Genomic DNA, 17,510 nt, shown 5'->3' with positions numbered 1-17,510 from the left:
ATGCGCCGCGCCCTCACCGCTCTCGTCATCGCCCTCCTGGTCGCCGCTTCGGTGCTGTATGCGGTCGAACACCATTGGCGCGGTCGCGGCTACACGCCGATCATCGTCGATGCGCCGGACCTGTGGTCGCTGCAGCGCGCGAAGGCGACGTCGACGCCGGAGGCCATCGTTTTTCTCGGCGCCTCGCGCACGCTGTACGCGATCGACCGCGACACCGTGCGGACCCGCCTGCCCCGGCATGAACCGGTGATGCTGGCGATGGATGGCCGCTATCCGCTGGCCACCTTGCATGACCTCGCCGTCGATCCGGACTTCCGCGGCCTGGTGATCTGCGATATCGATGGTGCCGGCTTTGCGGCCCCCAGTCTCGACATGCAACAGTCCGTCGTCGAATTCTACCGACACGCGTTTTCGCCGAGCCGGGCCGCGCATCGGCTGATGCTCAATCAATGGCAACTCGACGCGGTGATCGCGCGCAGCGACTTCAGCCTGCTGCGCAGTGCGGTGCGCTGGTGGAATGGCGAGGGCGAACCGTTCCACCCCTATCAGTGGCTGGATCGGCGCCGTTTCGGCCATATCGATTACGAACGCGGCGACCGGGACGCGCAGAAGCGCGAACTGGCCGCGAACCTCGAACGCTTCGGCGGACATCTGCCGAAGATCCCGTTCGACGAATGGTGGCCGCAGGTCGAGGCCGCGAACGCTTGGGTGCGCGCGATCCAGGCACGCGGCGGCGACGTGATCTTCTACGCCTCGCCCACCAGCGGCCAGCGCCGTTGGGCGGAAGAGGACTGGTTTCCGCGCGTCGATTACTGGGACAGGATGGCGGCGGCGACAACGGCAAAAACGCTGTTCGCACTCGATGTGCCGGCCTTGCGCGACTTCCCGCTGCCGGACGATTCGCATATCGACTACCGGCAGAAACCGGCCTACACGAACGCCTTGATCGATGCGCTGGTCGAGCGCGGTTGGGTCACGACCGCAACCACGCGCGAAGCCGATGCGACGCTCGCGGAACCGCGTCAGTCGGCGGCGCCCGGCACCTGAGGTTTGGCCGGATCGACGCGGCGGATCTGCCAGGATGCGGGATCGAGCGCGTAGACATCGTCGGTGCTGCCCATGCGCGCCATTGGATCGCCATCAGTGATCGGCAATTCGTGCAGCGGCATGTCGCTGACGATCCGCAACTCGCCGTCTTGCCAATCGGCCAAACCGATCGTCCCGGGATACGGGTTGATTGTCGTCATGACCCGGTAGTCGTGCTGCTCGGTCAGCGCATCGAGCGCCACGACCTCGAGCATCGGATGTCCCTCGCCCACCGACAACACCGCCAGCCACTTGCGGTCCGGCGACGCGGACACCGTCACGACCTGGCGCATCGCACTCAGGTCGCAGCCCAATTGCACCGATTTCTCCGATGCACAGACCTCCGACCAGCACGACTCGCTGTCCTCACCCACACGCACGACGAGCTCGCAACGGTCGGACAGACGCTCGGTCATTGTCCGCACGGAATCGTCGGATTCGTGAGCGCCCACGCCGGTCGCCATTGCAGCCGCCAGCAAGGCAACAATACGCGCGGTCACCGGACTCGGGCTCCTCACATCAATCATCCACCGGCACGTATCCCGCCACCTTGTCGGCGTCGCCGCCGAACAGGAAAGCCTGCATCTGTTCGCGCAGGTATTTGCGGGCTTTCGGATCCATCGGCGACAGGCGGTTCTCGTTGATCAACATGGTCTGGTGCGCCAGCCACGCCGCCCAAGCTTCCTTCGAGACCTCGTTGTAGATGCGCGCGCCGAGCTCGCCCGGATATGGCGCGAAGTCGAGACCTTCGGCATCTCGGCCGAGCTTGGTGCAGTGGATGATCCGACTCATCGCGCCGTCAATGCCCGCCACCGCCATCGATCTGCTTCAGCTCGGTCGACAGCGACGCCGCCGCGGCCTGGCCGTCGGCGTAGAGCATCTTGCAGTTTTCCTGATAGAACAGCGCGTTCTCGATGCCGGCGAAGCCCGCACCCTTGCCGCGCTTGATGACGATGACCTGGCGCGCATTGGCGACGTCCAGGATTGGCATGCCGTAGATCGGCGAACTCTTGTCGGTCTTCGCGACCGGGTTCACGACGTCGTTGGCGCCGATCACGATGGCGACATCGCAGGTCGGGAACTCGGGATTGATCTCGTCCATGTCGACGATCAGGTCGTAAGGAACGCCGGCCTCAGCGAGCAGCACATTCATGTGGCCGGGCATGCGGCCCGCCACCGGATGGATCGCGAACTTGATTTCCTTGCCGCGCTCGCGCAGCTGCTTGCACAGCTCCCAGATCTTGTGTTGCGCCTGCGCCACCGCCATGCCGTAACCCGGCACGATCACGACCTTGTCGGCCATGTACAGCAGCGACGCCGCGTCGCTGGCTTCGATCGGCTTCATCGAACCCTTGATGTCGGCCGCGGACTGCCCGCCACCGCCGAAGTTCTTGAACAGCACGCCACTGATCGGACGGTTCATCGCCTTGGCCATCAGCTGCGTCAGCAGCATGCCCGCTGCACCGACCACCATGCCGGCGATGATCAGCGCCTCGTTCTGCATCACGTAGCCTTCGAAGGCGACCGCGAGACCGGTGAAAGCATTGTAAAGCGAGATCACCACCGGCATGTCGGCACCGCCGATCGGCAGCGTCATCAGGATGCCGACGAGCAGCGCCATCACGAAGAACGCGACGATGATCGTCGTATCGAGCTGCATCACCAGCATGCCGCCGAGTGCAATCGTCGCGACGAAGAACAGCAGGTTGAAATATTGCTGGCCGGGGAAGGTGAAACGCTTGTCCATGCGCCCATCGAGCTTGGCCCAGGCGATCACAGAACCGGACATCGAGATCGCACCAATCAGTGCGCCGATCACGGCCAGCACCAGCGTGGTCTTGCTCGGCACCGCGCCCTCGTGGACGTACTTGATCATTTCGCCGGCGCCGATCGCGGCAGCCGAGCCTCCCCCCATGCCATTGAACAGCGCGACCATCTGCGGCATGTCGGTCATCGCGACCTTCTTGCCCCAGAGCCAGGTCGGGATCACGCCGAGTGCGATCGCGCCGAGAATCAGGCCGATGTTGTGCCCGCCCGTGATCGCGAACGTCGCGACGGTCGCCAGCACCATGCCGATCCCGGCCTGGACGATGCCCTTGCGTGCGGTGACCGGGCTGGCCATGCGCTTGATGCCGAGGATGAACAGCACCGCGGCGATCAGATAACTCGCCTTCGCGATGTTTGGGAGCAATGTCGCCATATCGAGGTTCATCGCTTACTTCCCCTTCGACGACTTGAACATGTCGAGCATGCGTTCGGTCACCACGTAACCCCCCGCGGCATTGCCGGCGCCGAGCGCGACCCCGATGAAACCGATGACCTTGCCGAGCGTGGTGTCGGCATGCGCCAGCGCCACCATCGCGCCGACCAGCACGATGCCGTGCACGAAGTTCGATCCCGACATCAGCGGCGTATGCAGGATGACCGGCACGCGCGAGATGATTTCATGCCCGGTGAACGCGGCCAGCAGGAAGATGTAGAGCGCGAGGAATCCGTCGATCATGATTGCTTCTCCGATGCAGCGCCTTCAACAGCCACACGACTGGCCTCGTGCTTGATGACGCCAGCATGCGTCAGGCAGGTCTTTTCGATCAGCTCGTCGCTCCAGTCCAGGTTCAGTGCACCATCCTTCAGCATCAGGCTGAGGAAATTGAACAGGTTGCGCGCATACATTTCGCTGGAATGGATCGCTCCCATGCTGGCGAGATTGAGCGGACCAATCACGGCAACGCCGTTGACGACGACGGTCTCGCCGGGCTGGGTCAACTCGCAGTTGCCGCCGGTCTCGGCGGCGAGATCGACGATCACGGCACCGGGCTTCATGCCACGGACCATGTCGGCGGTAATGATGCGCGGCGCCTTGCGCCCCGGAATCGCCGCCGTGGTCACGATCACGTCGATGTTGCGCACGTGCTCGCCGAGGCGCTTCTGCTGCTCGGCCTGTTCTTCCGGCGTCAGCGCGCGCGCGTAACCACCGCTGCCTGCGGCCGACACGCCGAGGTCGAGGAATTTCGCACCCAGCGATTCGATCTGTTCCTTCACTTCCGGGCGCACGTCGAAGCCTTCGACCTGCGCGCCGAGGCGGCGTGCGGTCGCGATCGCCTGCAAGCCGGCGACACCGGCACCGATGATCAGCACCTTGCTTGGGCGGATCGTGCCGGCCGCGGTGGTCAGCATCGGGAAGAACTTGGGCGCCGCCTGCGCCGCGATCAGGACCGCCTTGTAGCCGGCCATGCCGGCCTGCGAGCTGAGCACGTCCATCGCCTGGGCGCGGGTCGTGCGCGGCAACAGTTCCATCGAGAAACTGGTGATCTTGCGATCGCGCAGCAGCTTGACGCGGGCGGGCGACGCATGCGGCTGCAACATCGCGATCAGCACCGTGCCTTCGCGCATCCTCGCGATGCGGTCGTCTTCCGGCGGCTGCACCGCCAGAACGACATCAGCCTTCGCGAGCAGATCACTCGCCGCAGCGATCGATTGCGCATCCTTGAACAGGTCGTCCGGCATCGCGGCGTCGAGGCCGGCTCCGGTTTCGATGCGGACTTCGGCACCGAGTGCCTTCAGCTTCTTCGCGACTTCGGGCGTCAATGCGACGCGCCGCTCGTTCGCTGCGGTTTCGCGCAGCGTGGCAACCGTAACGGCCATGCAGGTTCCCCAGATCCGTGGATTGGACGCCCGGATGCTAGCGGATGCGACGGCGCAGCGGGAGGCGGCGTCGCTACACTGCGCCACCATTCGCCATTTGCAGATGCCCGGTCGCCATGAGCCTGATCGAACTTCTCAAGCAACGCCGCTCACATCCCTCGCGCCAGTTGCTTGATCCCGGTCCGGATGCGGCGCAACTGCGCGAACTGGTCGACGCCAGCCTGCGCGTGCCCGATCACGGCAAGCTGGCGCCGTTCCGGATCATCGGTGTGCGCAGCGACGCCGGCCGAGTGCTCGGCGAGCGACTGGCCGCGATCACGGCCGCGCGCACGCCGGCAGCAGACACCGCGGCGCTGGACAAGGACCGATCGCGCTTCGAGCGCGCGCCGATTTGCCTGATCGTGGTCGCGCGCCTGATCGAGAACCACAAGATTCCGCCCCAGGAACAACTGCTGTCGGCCGGCTGTGTCGCCTACAACCTCCTGCTCGGTGCGCAGGCCCTCGGCTTCGGTGCGCAATGGATCACTGGCTGGCCCGCCTACGATCGCGAGGCCGCCGCAGTGTTCGGGCTGGCATCCGACGAACACGCCATCGCCTTCATCCACATCGGCATGCCCGAGGGAGACGTTCCGGAGCGCCCGCGCCCGAGTTTCGCCGCGGCCTATCGCGAGTGGCTGCCGTGACGCCGCCACCGGTTCACCTGATCGACGCCAGCATTTATGTGTTCCGGGCGTATTTCTCGGTCGCGTCCGAATTCACCGATGTCGAGCAGCGCCCGGTGCACGCGGTGTTTGGCTTCCTCAACACCCTGATGACCCTGCTGCACGACGAAAAGCCGACGCATCTGGCCGTGTGTTTCGACGAGTCGCTGACGACCTCGTTCCGCAATCGCTTGTACCCGCCGTACAAGGCGAATCGCGAATTGCCGCCGGCAGACCTCGCGGCGCAGTTCGACTATTGCAAGCAGCTGTGCCGGGCGCTTGGCCTGCGCGTGCTGGTCGATGGCGAATACGAGGCCGACGATCTCGCCGGCAGTGCGCTGCATGTCTTGCGCGCGCAGGGCTATCGCGGCGTGCTGATCACCGGCGACAAGGATTTCTCGCAACTGGTCGGCGAGCACGACCTGATCTTCGACGTGACACGCAAGGAAAGGACCGACGCCGCAGCGGTCAAGCGCAAGTACGGCATTCGTCCGGAACAGTTCGCCGACTATCTGGCGCTGATGGGTGACGCGGTCGACAACATTCCGGGCATCCATGGCATCGGCCCGAAAACCGCCGCGACCCTGATCGGACATTTCGGATCGCTGGACACGCTGCTGGAGCGCGTCGAGGAAGTGCCGTTCCTGCGCCTGCGCGGCGCGACGCAGATCGCCGAGAAACTGCGCAAGGGTCGCGACGACGCCCTGCTGTATCGCCTGCTCAGCCGGATCGCGCTGGATGCGCCGGTACCGGTCGATGCCGCCGCCTATGCCTGCGCGGCACCGGATATGGCCGCCTTGGAAGCAACGCTGGACCAGCTCCGTTTCGGTCCGCTGACGCGACGACGCTGCCGCGAATGGCGGCAGCGTTTCGACTGATCCGGACCTACTGCTTGGCCGGCATCGGCGCGGCGGCCGGCGAGACCTTGCCCTTGCCGCTGTCCACCGCAAAGGTGATGTCGCTGCGGTAGATGTGGACCGGCTTCAGCTGCGCTGCATCCTTCGGAATGCCATAGCTGTCGTAATGCCCGCGCTGCGAATTCGCGATGAACCAGAACGCGTCGCCGACCACCACGCCCTGGGTCGGCAGCCCAAATTCCGGCTTGGCGGCATCAAGCGCCTGTGCATGCTTGACGCGCGTCCCGGCCTCATCCAGTTGCAGACGCATCACGCGGGCGGGCGGAAAGCCGTTCTGCACCGCGATCAACTGGTCCTTCCACCAGGCCAGGCCCTCGACGCTGTAGAGGGTCAGCCCCGCTTCCGGCGCGACCGCGAAGGGCTTCCCGGTATTCAGGTCGATACCGAACAGGCCGAGGTCGTAATCGGCGAAGTACAACTTGGTACTGGTCTTGTCGAAGACCATGCCGCGGATGCTGGTGAGACGAGGGTTCTCGACGATCATCTGCAGCTGTTCGCCGGACAGCTGGTAGATGCGGCGCGCGACACCGTCGGCGACGACCACGTCACCCTTCGGCGAGACCGCGATCGAAGACAGCAGGCTGGGCCGATGTGCGATCGGCACTTCGTACTTCGCAACCAATTTGCCGCCCGACAGCGAGAACTTGTACAGCACGCTGCGACCGAAATCCGCCTGCACGATTCCCTTCTTGTGCGGCACGCCGTTGCCGATCACCCACAGCAGGTCGCGCGGCGCATCGACCGCGAGGCCATAACTGGCAAGCAGGCCGTTGGCGGCATCGGCGACGATGAATGGCTTCGTCGCCCCCTTGTCGTCGACCAGATAGATCGTGCCTTCGCGCACCGATGCGACCACGAACTGCTTGCGCACCGGGTCGTAGCCGATCGACTCGAACAAGGTGTCACCGGCCGGCAGGGTGAACCCGTCACGGCCGCCCCCGAACGGCGTCAGGTTCGCCTGCAGGTTCAGCACGACATAGTCCCAGACGCGTGTGCCCTTGATCTTGTCGAAGCGCGCGTCCTTGCTGGGATCGAAACCGTAGCCCGTGCTCTGCAGGCGCACCAGCACGTCGTAGGCATTGCGCTTGTCGTCCTGGCGGGCATAGGCCGCGGCCAGTTCGTAGCCCACGGTGCCCTGCATCGGCCGCATCGCGAACAGCTTGGCCAATGCATAGGCCTGGTGGCGCCAGTCCTTGGCCAATTCGAACTGCTTGGCGAGGCGCACCAGGGTCAGTGCATCGGTGACCGTATCGATCTGGTTCTCGGTCTCGGTCGGCACTCGCGGCACCACTTTCGGTCGCTCCGCCGGACGCGCGAGCAGGGGCGGAACGGCCACTTTGGCAGCGGCTTCGGAGGTCGCGGCCGGAGCGGTGTTCGCTGGCGATTCGGCCAGTGCCGACATCGGCTGGAACAGCAGCGACGCCAACGCGACAGTCAGGACGGAATGCAGAACACGCATGGGCAACCTCGGAAATGGAACGGGGCTCAGACCAGCCGATGGCGCGGAAGTTTCACGCGCCGAGCCGAATCATGCATTGCGGGCGCGGAAAGCCGGCCGCTAGCATGCTGGCTGGATCGAGGGGCGCGCACCATGACGGAAACCGAATTGCTTTTCAACGGACGCTGGCTGAATGTGCGTCGGCGCGGCGGCTGGGAATTCGTCGAACGCGCGAATCCGAAAGGAGCCGTGATCGTCGTTGCGCTGACCGATCAGGACGAACTGGTCTTCGTCGAACAGTTTCGCCCGCCCTTGAACGCGATCACGATCGAGATGCCGGCCGGACTGATCGGCGACCTCGAAGGCAGCGAGCACGAAGATGCCATCAGCAGTGCCCATCGCGAACTGATCGAAGAAACCGGCTACGAAGCGGCACGCATCGACTACGTCGCCGGCGGACCGGTTTCATCCGGGCTGAGCACCGAGATCGCCCATTTCGTGCGCGCCACCGGGCTGACGCGCGTGGGCGACGGCGGTGGCGACGAGACCGAAAACATCGTCGTGCACCATGTGCCGCTCAAGGATGCCGCGGCCTGGCTGGTCGCCAAGGCTGCAGCCGGTCATCCGATGGATCCGAAGCTCTGGGCCGGCCTGTATTTCGCCGAGCGCAATGCCGATGGATCGCCCTGGCGTTAGGCGAATCGAATCGCGATCGATGGGCCGCTCCTACAACGGCCCGTTCTCCCACGGTCCGGTGATCGCCACCGTGAATCCGGGCGTGTAGCAGTTCGCGAACAGCCAGCGCCCGTCCGGCGAAAAGCACACGCCGCACCATTCCTCGTAGCGGAAATCGCCGGTGAAGCCGCGTTCGCCCGCGAGAACGACATTGCTCTCGGCGAAGGCGAAGGTCCGTCCCTCCATGTCCATGCCGACCATGCGTTGCGGATGACCGCTGTCGTTGTCCTCGTTGATCAGCAAGGCGCCGCGAGGGGTCACGCAGAGGTTGTCCGGATAGTCGAGCGCGTCCGTCGTTCGTGCCTCGAACAACAGACTCAGGGTTTGTTCGCGCGGCCGGTACGCCCAGATCTGGCCGTGCCCGAAATCGCCGCCGCTGGTCGACGTGAAGAAGATCGTGCCGCCATGGATGTGGCAGCCTTCGAGACGCGCAAAGCCACTCGCACCGAGCGCGAGCCCCTGCTCGGCAACGGCCGCACCCTGCAGGTTGGGTTCCGGCTTCAAGCGCTCGGACTCGGCGATCGGTACCCAATGCACGTCGAACCGCGCGCCGACCGGCACCCCTTTGCGCAGGTCGGCGCGACCTCTGACCGCCAGCATCTGCAGGGCACCGCCCTTCGACAGGCGCTCCGGGTCGAGCGGCAGATAGCGATAGAACCCGGATGGACCACGGCCATCCTCGGTCAGATAGACGATGCCGGTCGCCGGATCGGTGGCCGCGGCTTCGTGCTTGAACAGCCCCATGCCGCGGATCAACTCGGGCGCTCGAATGCCGTCCGGGAAGACTTCGAACACATATCCGTGCGGCTTGTGCAACTCCGGCCGTTGCCGGCCCTTGTCGTCGAATCCGGTGGCCGGATCGAAGGTCATTTCCTCGCAACTCAACCAGGTTCCGCGGGGGGTCGTGCCACCGGCGCAGTTCTGCAGCGTGCCGCCGAGCACGGCGCGGAAGTCGCGCGCCGTGCCGGTGTCCAGATCGAAATCGAAAGCCACGCAACCGCCAGCTGCCGGCGCCTCGTACTGCAACGCGTCGGCGCCGATCGCACCCGTCGACGTGGTGACCTCGTGGTTGCGAATCAGGGTGCAGACCGAACCGGAATGCCCGACCACACCCATGCCGTCGTGTGCAAACGGAATGACGCCGCCGCGCATCGATTCGCCGCTCCAGCCAAAGCTCCGATAGCGAAAGCCATCGGGCAAGCGCAGCAGTTCGAGTCCCGTGGTGTCGTCCGCGACCGGACGCAGGGGCCCATAGCCGACGGCGCTCGCCGACGATTCGCGCTGCGGCGCATGCGTTCGGCAACCGGCCAATCCGAACAGGCTGGCGAACGGCAGGCTGGCTCCCAACCCGAGACCGGCACTGCGCCGCAGGAAATCGCGACGGGCGTCGCGCAGTTCGCCGCTCATGACTTACTTCGCGGTGGCGACGCCGCGCGCCGAAATCCGGAACTCGACCCGCGATGCGGTCGGATCAAAAGCCTTTCCGGCATCTTCGGCCATGTGCCGCGCCTCATCCTCGCCGATCTCGATACGTTCCAGCGTTCCGCTGACCACGGCATTGCCGCTCAAGTCCTTCGGCACGGTGAACGCGTGGTTCGTCATCACCCGCGCCATCTGCTCGCCGTCGACCAACTGCAGCCAGCACCCCTGCTTCTGGCAGACCTTGCCGACACGACCGCTGAACACGCCGTCGATGCGGGCGTTGTCGGCGCTGAGTTTCTCCAGCGAGGTGCCCAGTGCCGCGGTCTTTGCATCGACCGCGATCACTTCACCCCAGCCACCCGCGGCATTGAGCGTCGCTGCTGGCGCGGGCTTGGACTCGTCCGCCACCGCCATCTCCACGGCAAACAAGGCAAGCAGGGCGAAACCGAGATGGGCGAGCTTGATCATGGTCGTACTCCGGTAGGGGTCGGTCTGACATCAGGAAGTGGTCAAGGCGTAGTCGAGCAATTCGTTCTGCATCGCAGTGGTGCCGAAGCGGCCCGCCGCATCGCGCGTGACCTCGGCAAGTGCGCAATCCGGATCGTGCGTGAAATAAAGCCGCAGGCCGCGTGCCAGCTTGTCTTCGAGGAAGTCGCGCTTCTCGTCGATCAACATTTCCGGATAGCGGTCGTAGCCCATGGTGATCGGCAAATGGACCCAGGGCCGGCCGGGAATCAGGTCGGCGCAGAACACGACGCCTCCGGCACCGCCGATCTCGGCCAGCATCAGCCCCGGCGTGTGCCCGTTCGAGTAGCTGAATCGCACGTCGTCGCCAAGCGTATCGCAACGGTCGCCGTGCACGATCTCCAGTCGACTCGACGCTTCGAGCAGATCGCAGAGTTCGGGAATGAACGAGGCGCGATCGCGCGGATGCGGCGACTTCGCGCGGGCCCAGGCTTCGGCGCCAACGATGTAGCGCGCATTCGGAAACAGCAGCTGCGGCGCCTGTCCTTCGGCCCACGGCGCGAGCAGGCCGCCGGCGTGATCGAAATGCAGGTGCGAGATCACCACCGCGTCGATGTCTTCGTGCGATACGCCGATCGCCGCCAGCGAATCGAGCAGCACATGGCGTTCCTCGACCACGCCGTAACGTTCGCGCAGCTTCGGCTCGAAGAAGGCGCCGATGCCGGTTTCGAACAACACGCGCTTGCCATTCACGCCGCGGGCATACAAGGCCCGACAGGCGAGCGGGATGCGGTTCTGCTCGTCCGGCGCGATCCACTTCGCCCACACCGCTTTCGGCGCATTGCCGAACATCGCGCCACCATCGAGTTTCTGGCTGTTGCCGAGCACTGACCAGAGCTGGATCGTCATGGCATCACCTCAACGCACATCGGCTTTGCCGACCACACCACGCGGGTCGCTGGCGCCACTCAGCGTATTCGACTTCAGATCCCAGACCACCAGATTCATGTTGCCCCAGGGCCTTTCGCCATCGCTGATCACGTGACCGCGCGCACGCAACGCCGTCGCATCGTCCTTCGCGATCGCGCCGGCTTCGGCCGAGATCGCGTCCGGCAGGTATTGATGATGGAAGCGCGGGGTCGCGACGACTTCCGCGGCCGACCTGCCTTCGACGAATTCGATCAACCCGATCAGCACCATGGTCGCGATGCGTGAACCGCCCGGCGTGCCGATCACCGCGATGCGGTCCGGCCCGAACGCAAAGGTCGGCGACATCGTCGAGAGCATGCGCTTGCCCGGCTTCGGCGCGTTCGCATCGGTGCCGATCAGGCCATAGGCATTGGCCTGGTTCGCGGCCAGCGCGAAATCGTCCATCTCGTTGTTCAACAGCACGCCGGTGCCCGGAATGATGAACCCCGAGCCCATCGGCAGGTTCACGCTCGCGGTGACCGCCGCCATGTTGCCGTCGGCATCGATCACGGAGAAATGCGTGGTGTCGGTGCCGCCTTCGACGACCCGACCTTCCGGCAGCGACGACGACGGCGTGGCCCGATCCATGCGGATCGAGCCACGCAGGCCGGCCGCGTAATCCTTGCTGGTCAGCAGGCGGATCGGCATCTGCACGAAGTCCGGGTCACCGAGGATGAAGCTGCGGTCGCGATAGGCGCGGCGCATTGCTTCGGTCAGCACGTGGATGCGATCGACGCGACCGAGCTTCGCGTAGTCATACCCTTCGACGATGTTCAGAATGGTTGCGAGCAGAACGCCGCCGGACGATGGTGGCGCTGCGGTAACGATACGCACGCCCCGGTAGTCGAAGCGCAGGGGTTCGCGTTCGATCGCCTTGTAGTTCGCAAGATCGGCCAACGTCCAGTTGCCGCCCTGCGCACGCACGCCGTCCACAAGCTTTCGTGCCAGCTTGCCCTTGTAGAACCCGTCGAAGCCACGATCGGCGATCGCTTCCAGGGTACTGGCCAAATCCGGCTGCTTGATGAGGGTGCCGAGCGGCAGCAGCTCGCCCTTCGGGAAGAACACGGCGCGTGACGCCGGGTAACGCAGCATCACCTCCTGACGCATCGCCAGCATGCCGCGCAAGCGGTCTTCCAGCGGAAAACCGTCGCGGGCCAGCCGGATCGCCGGTGCCAACGACTTCTTCAGCGGCAATCGCCCGTAATGCTGCGCGAGATGCACCAGCGCGGCGGGTTCGCCGGGAATGCCGCCAGCGAGCGCGCCGTTCACGCTCTTGTCGCGATCGAGTTGGCCCGCGGCGTCGAGATAGGCTTTCGCATCGACGGCGAGCGGCGCGCTCTCGCGCCCATCGATCATGATCTCCTTGCCATCGCTGGCGCGATGCAGCAGCCAGAATCCTCCCCCGCCAATGCCGCTGGACGAGGATTCGACCACGGCCAGGGCCGCGGTCACGGCGATCGCGGCGTCGAAGGCATTGCCCCCCGCGGCCAGCACTTCGAACCCGGCGTCGGTGGCGAGATGGTGCGCGCTGGCGATCGCCGCCTTGCCCGGAGCCTTCGGTGTTTCCGCAATCGCGAGGGCAGTGAACGCGAGCCCGAGCGCCAGCCCGCCCAGATAGCGATGAATCTTCATGTCTTGATCTCCTGCTGGCGCATCAGCAATGCGTATTTGGCGAGCAACTGCTCGTGCGTCTCTGGGACCTGTGGGTCAGGATCGATGCATTCAACCGGGCAGACCGCCACGCATTGCGGGACGTCGAAGTGGCCGACGCATTCGGTGCACAGGGTCGGATCGATTTCGTAGACATGCTTGCCGGCGCTGATCGCCTTGTTCGGGCAGACCGGTTCGCAGACATCGCAATTGACGCAGAGATCGTTGATCAGCAGGGACATTCGGCCATTGTCTCACGGCCCACCGTGATCGATCCGACTGCATCAGGGGCGGCCACGAGTGCCGCCCCGACAAAGCGTTATTTCGCCTCGACGAACACGTAGTCGGCGGCGCTGGGCGCCACCGCGTCGCGCACGCGCTGCTCGTCTTCAGCGGCGCCGATGAAGAGCACGCGCACCTCCTTCAACGAGGCCGGTCGCGCCACCTTGAAGGCTTCGATGATCACGTCGGCCATGCGCGCCGAGTTCGGCGAACCGAAGGCGATCATGTTGCCCGGCAGGATGCCGCGGCCGACCACATCGGTGACATCGGACATCTGGCGATCGACCTGTTCCAGCACTTCCGGGGTGTCGCCGGCCGGCACGTAATAGAAGTAGGGGCGCTGGCGGATGCCCTCCATGTTCTGCTTGGCGACGCCGACGAGATAATTCTTCCAGGCCGCGGTGTCGTTCGGATCGGTCGGCATCGTGACCGCGGCTGCGACGACGGCGGGCTTGGCGGCTTCTTCCTTCTTGCAGGCACTGATCGCGAACAGCGGCAGGCTCAGCAGTACGGCGACACGGAACAGGTTCTTCATGGCATACCCCGGAATGGACTAAGGATTACAGTGCGGTGCGCCAGCGGGTCTTCAATGCCTGCTGGACCGCGGGATGGACAAAGCCGGAAATATCGCCATCCAGACGCGCGATTTCGCGCACCAGGGACGACGAAATGAAGCTGTACTGTTCGGCCGGCGTCAGGAACAGGGTTTCGACACGCGGAATCAGATGGCGATTCATGCTCGCCAACTGAAACTCGTACTCGAAATCCGATACCGCACGCAGGCCACGCAGGATCACTCCGGCACCGATTACGCCCACGAACTCGGCGAGCAAAGAGTCGAATCCGACGATTTCGACATTGGCCACCGGCCCGATCGCCACGCGCGCCAGCTCGATGCGTTGCGACAGCGGAAAGACCGGTCCCTTGCCGGGGCTTTCGGCGATCGCGACATACAGCTTCTCGAACAGCGGCGCCGCCCGGTGCACGAGGTCGGTGTGCCCATTCGTCATCGGGTCGAAAGTGCCGGGATAGACCGCGGTACGTGGCGAATACTGGGGCAAGTCGATGCTCGGCAGTGGCGGCGCGCGCAGCTTACCCGACCGGTGCGACCCGTCGATAGAGCGCGGCACGAACCTCGCCCGCCAACAACTCGCGATGCAGTCGCCAGTTTGTCGGTAGCGGCGGCGACAGGCCGCGCGGGGACTCGACGTGGATCATCGCAGCCTCGGCGAGAAACCCGCCTGTTTCCAGACGCTCGGCGGTGGCCGACCACAGGTTCGCGTCGAATGGCGGGTCGAGAAACACCACCGCGTAGGGCGCGCGCGCAGCCGTCAGGAATTGCGCGGCCGCCATGCCATGCACGCTCGCCGATTGCTTCAGCCGCGCCAGCGTCGCTCGCAAGGCTTCGGCCAAGCCTCGTTCGGATTCGACGAATTCGACCTCGCCCGCGCCGCGCGACAGCGCCTCGATGCCGAGCACGCCGGTCCCTGCGAACAAATCGAGTACGCGGGCACCCTCGACATAGGGTGCCAGCCAGTTGAACAAAGTCTCTCGCACGCGATCCGGAGTCGGCCTGAGTCCAGGCCGATCCGGGACATCGATCCGCGATCCGCGCAGCCGCCCCGCGATGATGCGGATGCGGCCGTCGCCACGACTCATTCTTCGGTGACGACCTGGCAGGCCAGCAGGTCTTCGTCGGTGATCACCCATGCGTCGGAGTCGGCACACAGCGTGACGCCGCCGACCACGCAAGAGTCCCCGTCCTCGTCGACCAGCTTGACGTCGTAGTCGTCGCAGGGAATGCCGTGCAGCTGGAAACTGTCGCCACTGGCGACGACCTCGTCGCCCAACTGATCCGGGCCCCAGTCTTCCTGCGAAGTCGAGGACAGATAGAGTTCATGGATGTCCCACAGAGATTTGTTGACGACCTTCACCACCGAATCATAGGCACCGGCGCGCACGACCACCGGACCAATCGCCATCGCGATGACGGCACCCCACAACAACATCGACTTGCGCATGGCACTCCCCCTTCTTGGTTGAAACCTCATGGACCAAGCCCGATTGGAACCGGACGCGCCGCCCGAATCAAGCCGCATGACTCCCTGCTAGCATTTTTGGCAATTCAAGGACTCCCGATGTTCCGAATCTTCAAGCGCAAGCCGGAAACCGTGCCGGCGGCGACCGAACCGACCCGCCCGGCCGTTGCCACCCCCGAACCGGACGGCGCGTCTCCGACGTGGCGGGATCGATTGCGCAGCAGCCTGCTGGGGCGCCAGGTCAGCGCGTTGCTGTCCTCGCATCCACGCCTCGACGACGATCTGCTCGACCAGCTTGAAACCAGCCTGCTGAGTGCCGATGTCGGCGTGAAAGCGACCGTGGAACTGCTCGACGACCTGCGCCGACGCATGCAGGCGCGCGAGTTCGCCGACGTGCCGGCGCTGTTCGCGCACCTGCGCCGGCAGATGGTCGCGATGCTGCGCCCGATCGAGCAAGCGCTGGAGATCCGCGACGACGTGAAGCCCCATGTACTGCTCGTCGTTGGCGTCAATGGCGCGGGCAAGACCACGACCATCGGCAAGCTCGCGAAGTGGATGAAGCGCGAAGGCCTGGACGTCATGCTCGCGGCCGGCGATACCTTTCGCGCGGCGGCGGTCGAACAACTGAAGACCTGGGGCGACCGCAACCACGTGCCGGTGATCGCACAGCGCGACGGTGCCGATTCCGCGTCGGTGATATTCGACGCCATCGCGGCAGCAAAATCTCGTAACGCCGACGTGCTGATCGCGGACACCGCCGGCCGATTGCACACACAAGCCGGACTGATGGACGAACTCGCCAAGGTCAAGCGCGTGATGGGCAAACTCGACCCCAGCGCGCCGCATGAGACGCTGTTGGTCATCGACGGCAATACTGGCCAGAATGCGCTGAACCAAGCGCGCCAGTTTCATCAGGCCGTTGGCTTGACCGGACTGGTGGTAACCAAGCTCGACGGTACTGCCAAGGGTGGCGTGGTGTTCGCGCTCGCACGAGAAATCGGCGTACCGATTCGCTTCATCGGCGTCGGCGAAGGAATTCTCGACCTGCGCGTATTCGATGCCGAAGAGTTCGTCGATGGTTTGTTGCCGGAGCCTGGCAATCACGCATGACCGACACGGATTTCGCAGCACGGCTATTGCGCTGGTTCGATGCCCATGGCCGCCATGATCTGCCTTGGCAGCAAGCGCGCTCGCCGTACCGAGTCTGGCTCAGCGAAGTGATGCTGCAACAAACCCAAGTTACGACGGTCATTCCGTACTTCGAACGATTCGTCACGCGCTTCCCGGATCTCGCCACGTTGGCTGCGGCCACGGTCGACGAGGTGCTCTCCCACTGGTCGGGATTGGGGTATTACAGTCGTGGCCGCAACCTGCATCGTGCAGCACAACGCTGCACTGAGCATCATTCTGGTGAATTACCCAACACCTTGGATGAACTTGTCGCCCTGCCCGGCATCGGCCGCAGCACCGCCGCAGCCATCTTGGCGCAAGCACATCACATGCGTGCCGCCATCCTCGACGGTAATGTGAAACGGGTACTGGCACGACACCGCGGCGTCAGCGGATTTCCCGGTCAATCGACGGTCGAACGGCAACTCTGGGCGATCGCGGAATCGCGACTTCCGGATGCTCGCATCAGCGACTACACGCAGGCGCTGATGGATCTCGGCGCGACCGTGTGCACGCCAAAGCGCCCGAACTGCGTCACCTGTCCGCTGCGCAAAGATTGCGTCGCACTCGCCACCGATTGCGTCGCACTGCTGCCAACACCGAAGGCGCGCAAAGTCACCCCGACACGCCGCATCGTGATGCTGGTGCTGGTCGACCGAGACGGACAAGTATTGTTCGAGCGGCGTCCGCCGAGCGGAATCTGGGGCGGGTTGCTCGGTCTGCCGGAGTTCGATACGGGAGAGGCCGCCGAACGGGAATTGGCAACACGCTGGAAAAGCACCACAGCACCCTGTCGTGGCGCGGTCTATCGTCACGTCTTTACCCACGGCAAACTCGACATCGAGCCGCTGACCGCGCGGCTCGACAGCGCCGTCGCTGTCGCCGATGCGAACCACGAATGGCACCGTCCAGAACGCTTCGTCAATCTGGCGTTACCCACCGCGATTCGACGCGTACTCGATCGCGCGCTGCGCAGTGCGTAAGCTGCACT

21 protein-coding genes are annotated in these 17,510 nt (G+C 64.8%); 6 read left to right on the top strand and 15 right to left on the bottom strand.

Translation table 11 applies throughout. The features are described from left to right. Positions 1 to 1,047 carry a hypothetical protein gene (locus IPP28_08780; protein ID MBL0041122.1) on the top strand — a complete coding sequence of 349 codons (1,047 nt, stop codon included), beginning with the start codon at positions 1 to 3 and terminating at the stop codon, positions 1,045 to 1,047. On the opposite strand, the gene IPP28_08775 is transcribed toward IPP28_08780, so the two are convergent. The 5 genes from IPP28_08775 to IPP28_08755 are packed head-to-tail and all read right to left on the bottom strand — an operon-like array spanning position 1,023 to position 4,731. After that, positions 1,023 to 1,586 carry a hypothetical protein gene (locus IPP28_08775; protein ID MBL0041121.1) on the bottom strand — a complete coding sequence of 188 codons (564 nt, stop codon included), beginning with the start codon at positions 1,584 to 1,586 and terminating at the stop codon, positions 1,023 to 1,025. The two genes, IPP28_08780 and IPP28_08775, sit on opposite strands and share 25 nt — an antisense overlap. A 19-nt stretch (positions 1,587 to 1,605) precedes the next feature. Next, entirely contained in the window at positions 1,606 to 1,878 is a 273-nt protein-coding gene (locus tag IPP28_08770; protein MBL0041120.1) for an oxidative damage protection protein, read from the bottom strand. Positions 1,879 to 1,885: 7 nt separating this feature from the next. Continuing rightward, entirely contained in the window at positions 1,886 to 3,298 is a 1,413-nt protein-coding gene (locus tag IPP28_08765; protein ID MBL0041119.1) for an NAD(P)(+) transhydrogenase (Re/Si-specific) subunit beta, read from the bottom strand. Between the two features lie 3 nt (positions 3,299 to 3,301). Further along, positions 3,302 to 3,589: an NAD(P) transhydrogenase subunit alpha gene (locus tag IPP28_08760; GenBank protein MBL0041118.1), complete on the bottom strand. Its 288-nt coding sequence runs from the start codon at positions 3,587 to 3,589 to the stop codon at positions 3,302 to 3,304. Continuing rightward, on the bottom strand, positions 3,586 to 4,731 hold the full coding sequence (locus tag IPP28_08755; protein ID MBL0041117.1) for a Re/Si-specific NAD(P)(+) transhydrogenase subunit alpha: 1,146 nt from the start codon (positions 4,729 to 4,731) through the stop codon (positions 3,586 to 3,588). The genes IPP28_08760 and IPP28_08755 overlap by 4 nt, the downstream gene beginning before the upstream one ends. Before the next feature lie 116 nt (positions 4,732 to 4,847). Between IPP28_08755 and IPP28_08750 the strand changes: the two genes are divergently transcribed. Continuing rightward, complete coding sequence (locus tag IPP28_08750; GenBank protein ID MBL0041116.1) at positions 4,848 to 5,414, top strand: nitroreductase; 567 nt, start codon at positions 4,848 to 4,850, stop codon at positions 5,412 to 5,414. Beyond that, entirely contained in the window at positions 5,402 to 6,310 is a 909-nt protein-coding gene (locus tag IPP28_08745) for an exodeoxyribonuclease IX (protein ID MBL0041115.1), read from the top strand. The genes IPP28_08750 and IPP28_08745 overlap by 13 nt, the downstream gene beginning before the upstream one ends. 7 nt (positions 6,311 to 6,317) lie before the next feature. On the opposite strand, the gene IPP28_08740 is transcribed toward IPP28_08745, so the two are convergent. After that, complete coding sequence (locus tag IPP28_08740; GenBank protein ID MBL0041114.1) at positions 6,318 to 7,808, bottom strand: hypothetical protein; 1,491 nt, start codon at positions 7,806 to 7,808, stop codon at positions 6,318 to 6,320. 132 nt (positions 7,809 to 7,940) lie between these two features. Between IPP28_08740 and IPP28_08735 the strand changes: the two genes are divergently transcribed. Then, entirely contained in the window at positions 7,941 to 8,483 is a 543-nt protein-coding gene (locus IPP28_08735) for an NUDIX hydrolase (protein MBL0041113.1), read from the top strand. Between the two features lie 30 nt (positions 8,484 to 8,513). Here IPP28_08735 and IPP28_08730 read toward each other — a convergent pair whose 3' ends face one another. The 9 genes from IPP28_08730 to IPP28_08690 form a co-directional block, all read right to left on the bottom strand. Next, positions 8,514 to 9,929: a DUF839 domain-containing protein gene (locus IPP28_08730; protein MBL0041112.1), complete on the bottom strand. Its 1,416-nt coding sequence runs from the start codon at positions 9,927 to 9,929 to the stop codon at positions 8,514 to 8,516. 3 nt (positions 9,930 to 9,932) lie between these two features. After that, positions 9,933 to 10,412: a DUF4920 domain-containing protein gene (locus IPP28_08725; protein MBL0041111.1), complete on the bottom strand. Its 480-nt coding sequence runs from the start codon at positions 10,410 to 10,412 to the stop codon at positions 9,933 to 9,935. Positions 10,413 to 10,442: 30 nt separating this feature from the next. After that, positions 10,443 to 11,312 carry an MBL fold metallo-hydrolase gene (locus tag IPP28_08720; GenBank protein ID MBL0041110.1) on the bottom strand — a complete coding sequence of 290 codons (870 nt, stop codon included), beginning with the start codon at positions 11,310 to 11,312 and terminating at the stop codon, positions 10,443 to 10,445. A gap of 15 nt (positions 11,313 to 11,327) precedes the next feature. Next, the gene (gene ggt / locus IPP28_08715; GenBank protein MBL0041109.1) at positions 11,328 to 13,010 is read right to left on the bottom strand and encodes a gamma-glutamyltransferase; all 1,683 of its coding nucleotides are present in this window, start codon (positions 13,008 to 13,010) and stop codon (positions 11,328 to 11,330) included. Next, positions 13,007 to 13,270 carry a YfhL family 4Fe-4S dicluster ferredoxin gene (locus IPP28_08710; protein ID MBL0041108.1) on the bottom strand — a complete coding sequence of 88 codons (264 nt, stop codon included), beginning with the start codon at positions 13,268 to 13,270 and terminating at the stop codon, positions 13,007 to 13,009. Before IPP28_08710 ends, ggt begins: the two co-directional genes overlap by 4 nt. Before the next feature lie 77 nt (positions 13,271 to 13,347). Then, positions 13,348 to 13,845 (bottom strand): hypothetical protein, encoded by a 498-nt coding sequence (locus tag IPP28_08705; protein ID MBL0041107.1) that lies wholly within the window; start codon positions 13,843 to 13,845, stop codon positions 13,348 to 13,350. A gap of 25 nt (positions 13,846 to 13,870) precedes the next feature. Further along, on the bottom strand, positions 13,871 to 14,371 hold the full coding sequence (gene coaD, locus IPP28_08700) for a pantetheine-phosphate adenylyltransferase (GenBank protein ID MBL0041106.1): 501 nt from the start codon (positions 14,369 to 14,371) through the stop codon (positions 13,871 to 13,873). Positions 14,372 to 14,402: 31 nt separating this feature from the next. Next, entirely contained in the window at positions 14,403 to 14,969 is a 567-nt protein-coding gene (rsmD, locus tag IPP28_08695) for a 16S rRNA (guanine(966)-N(2))-methyltransferase RsmD (GenBank protein MBL0041105.1), read from the bottom strand. Then, positions 14,966 to 15,331: a hypothetical protein gene (locus IPP28_08690; GenBank protein ID MBL0041104.1), complete on the bottom strand. Its 366-nt coding sequence runs from the start codon at positions 15,329 to 15,331 to the stop codon at positions 14,966 to 14,968. Before IPP28_08690 ends, rsmD begins: the two co-directional genes overlap by 4 nt. A 117-nt stretch (positions 15,332 to 15,448) precedes the next feature. Between IPP28_08690 and ftsY the strand changes: the two genes are divergently transcribed. Both ftsY and mutY read left to right on the top strand, forming a co-directional pair. Continuing rightward, entirely contained in the window at positions 15,449 to 16,459 is a 1,011-nt protein-coding gene (ftsY, locus tag IPP28_08685; protein ID MBL0041103.1) for a signal recognition particle-docking protein FtsY, read from the top strand. Continuing rightward, positions 16,456 to 17,502: an A/G-specific adenine glycosylase gene (mutY, locus tag IPP28_08680; GenBank protein MBL0041102.1), complete on the top strand. Its 1,047-nt coding sequence runs from the start codon at positions 16,456 to 16,458 to the stop codon at positions 17,500 to 17,502. Before ftsY ends, mutY begins: the two co-directional genes overlap by 4 nt. Positions 17,503 to 17,510: the final 8 nt, after the last annotated feature.

It is taken from the genome of Lysobacterales bacterium, assembly GCA_016721845.1.
GTDB lineage: Bacteria > Pseudomonadota > Gammaproteobacteria > Xanthomonadales > Ahniellaceae > JADKHK01.
The sequence above is the reverse complement of the archived record's forward strand: the minus strand, read 5'-3'. Positions and strand labels throughout refer to the sequence as shown.

Coding starts and splice junctions, on each gene's coding strand:
- IPP28_08780 (MBL0041122.1), top strand. CDS start 1: ATGCGCCGCGCCCTCACCGCTCTCGTCATCGCCCTCCTGGTCGCCGCT.
- IPP28_08730 (MBL0041112.1), bottom strand. CDS start 9,929: ATGAGCGGCGAACTGCGCGACGCCCGTCGCGATTTCCTGCGGCGCAGT.
- IPP28_08770 (MBL0041120.1), bottom strand. CDS start 1,878: ATGAGTCGGATCATCCACTGCACCAAGCTCGGCCGAGATGCCGAAGGT.
- IPP28_08755 (MBL0041117.1), bottom strand. CDS start 4,731: ATGGCCGTTACGGTTGCCACGCTGCGCGAAACCGCAGCGAACGAGCGG.
- IPP28_08765 (MBL0041119.1), bottom strand. CDS start 3,298: ATGAACCTCGATATGGCGACATTGCTCCCAAACATCGCGAAGGCGAGT.
- rsmD (MBL0041105.1), bottom strand. CDS start 14,969: ATGAGTCGTGGCGACGGCCGCATCCGCATCATCGCGGGGCGGCTGCGC.
- IPP28_08705 (MBL0041107.1), bottom strand. CDS start 13,845: ATGAAGAACCTGTTCCGTGTCGCCGTACTGCTGAGCCTGCCGCTGTTC.
- IPP28_08735 (MBL0041113.1), top strand. CDS start 7,941: ATGACGGAAACCGAATTGCTTTTCAACGGACGCTGGCTGAATGTGCGT.
- ggt (MBL0041109.1), bottom strand. CDS start 13,010: ATGAAGATTCATCGCTATCTGGGCGGGCTGGCGCTCGGGCTCGCGTTC.
- IPP28_08760 (MBL0041118.1), bottom strand. CDS start 3,589: ATGATCGACGGATTCCTCGCGCTCTACATCTTCCTGCTGGCCGCGTTC.
- mutY (MBL0041102.1), top strand. CDS start 16,456: ATGACCGACACGGATTTCGCAGCACGGCTATTGCGCTGGTTCGATGCC.
- IPP28_08750 (MBL0041116.1), top strand. CDS start 4,848: ATGAGCCTGATCGAACTTCTCAAGCAACGCCGCTCACATCCCTCGCGC.
- IPP28_08725 (MBL0041111.1), bottom strand. CDS start 10,412: ATGATCAAGCTCGCCCATCTCGGTTTCGCCCTGCTTGCCTTGTTTGCC.
- IPP28_08690 (MBL0041104.1), bottom strand. CDS start 15,331: ATGCGCAAGTCGATGTTGTTGTGGGGTGCCGTCATCGCGATGGCGATT.
- ftsY (MBL0041103.1), top strand. CDS start 15,449: ATGTTCCGAATCTTCAAGCGCAAGCCGGAAACCGTGCCGGCGGCGACC.
- IPP28_08710 (MBL0041108.1), bottom strand. CDS start 13,270: ATGTCCCTGCTGATCAACGATCTCTGCGTCAATTGCGATGTCTGCGAA.
- IPP28_08740 (MBL0041114.1), bottom strand. CDS start 7,808: ATGCGTGTTCTGCATTCCGTCCTGACTGTCGCGTTGGCGTCGCTGCTG.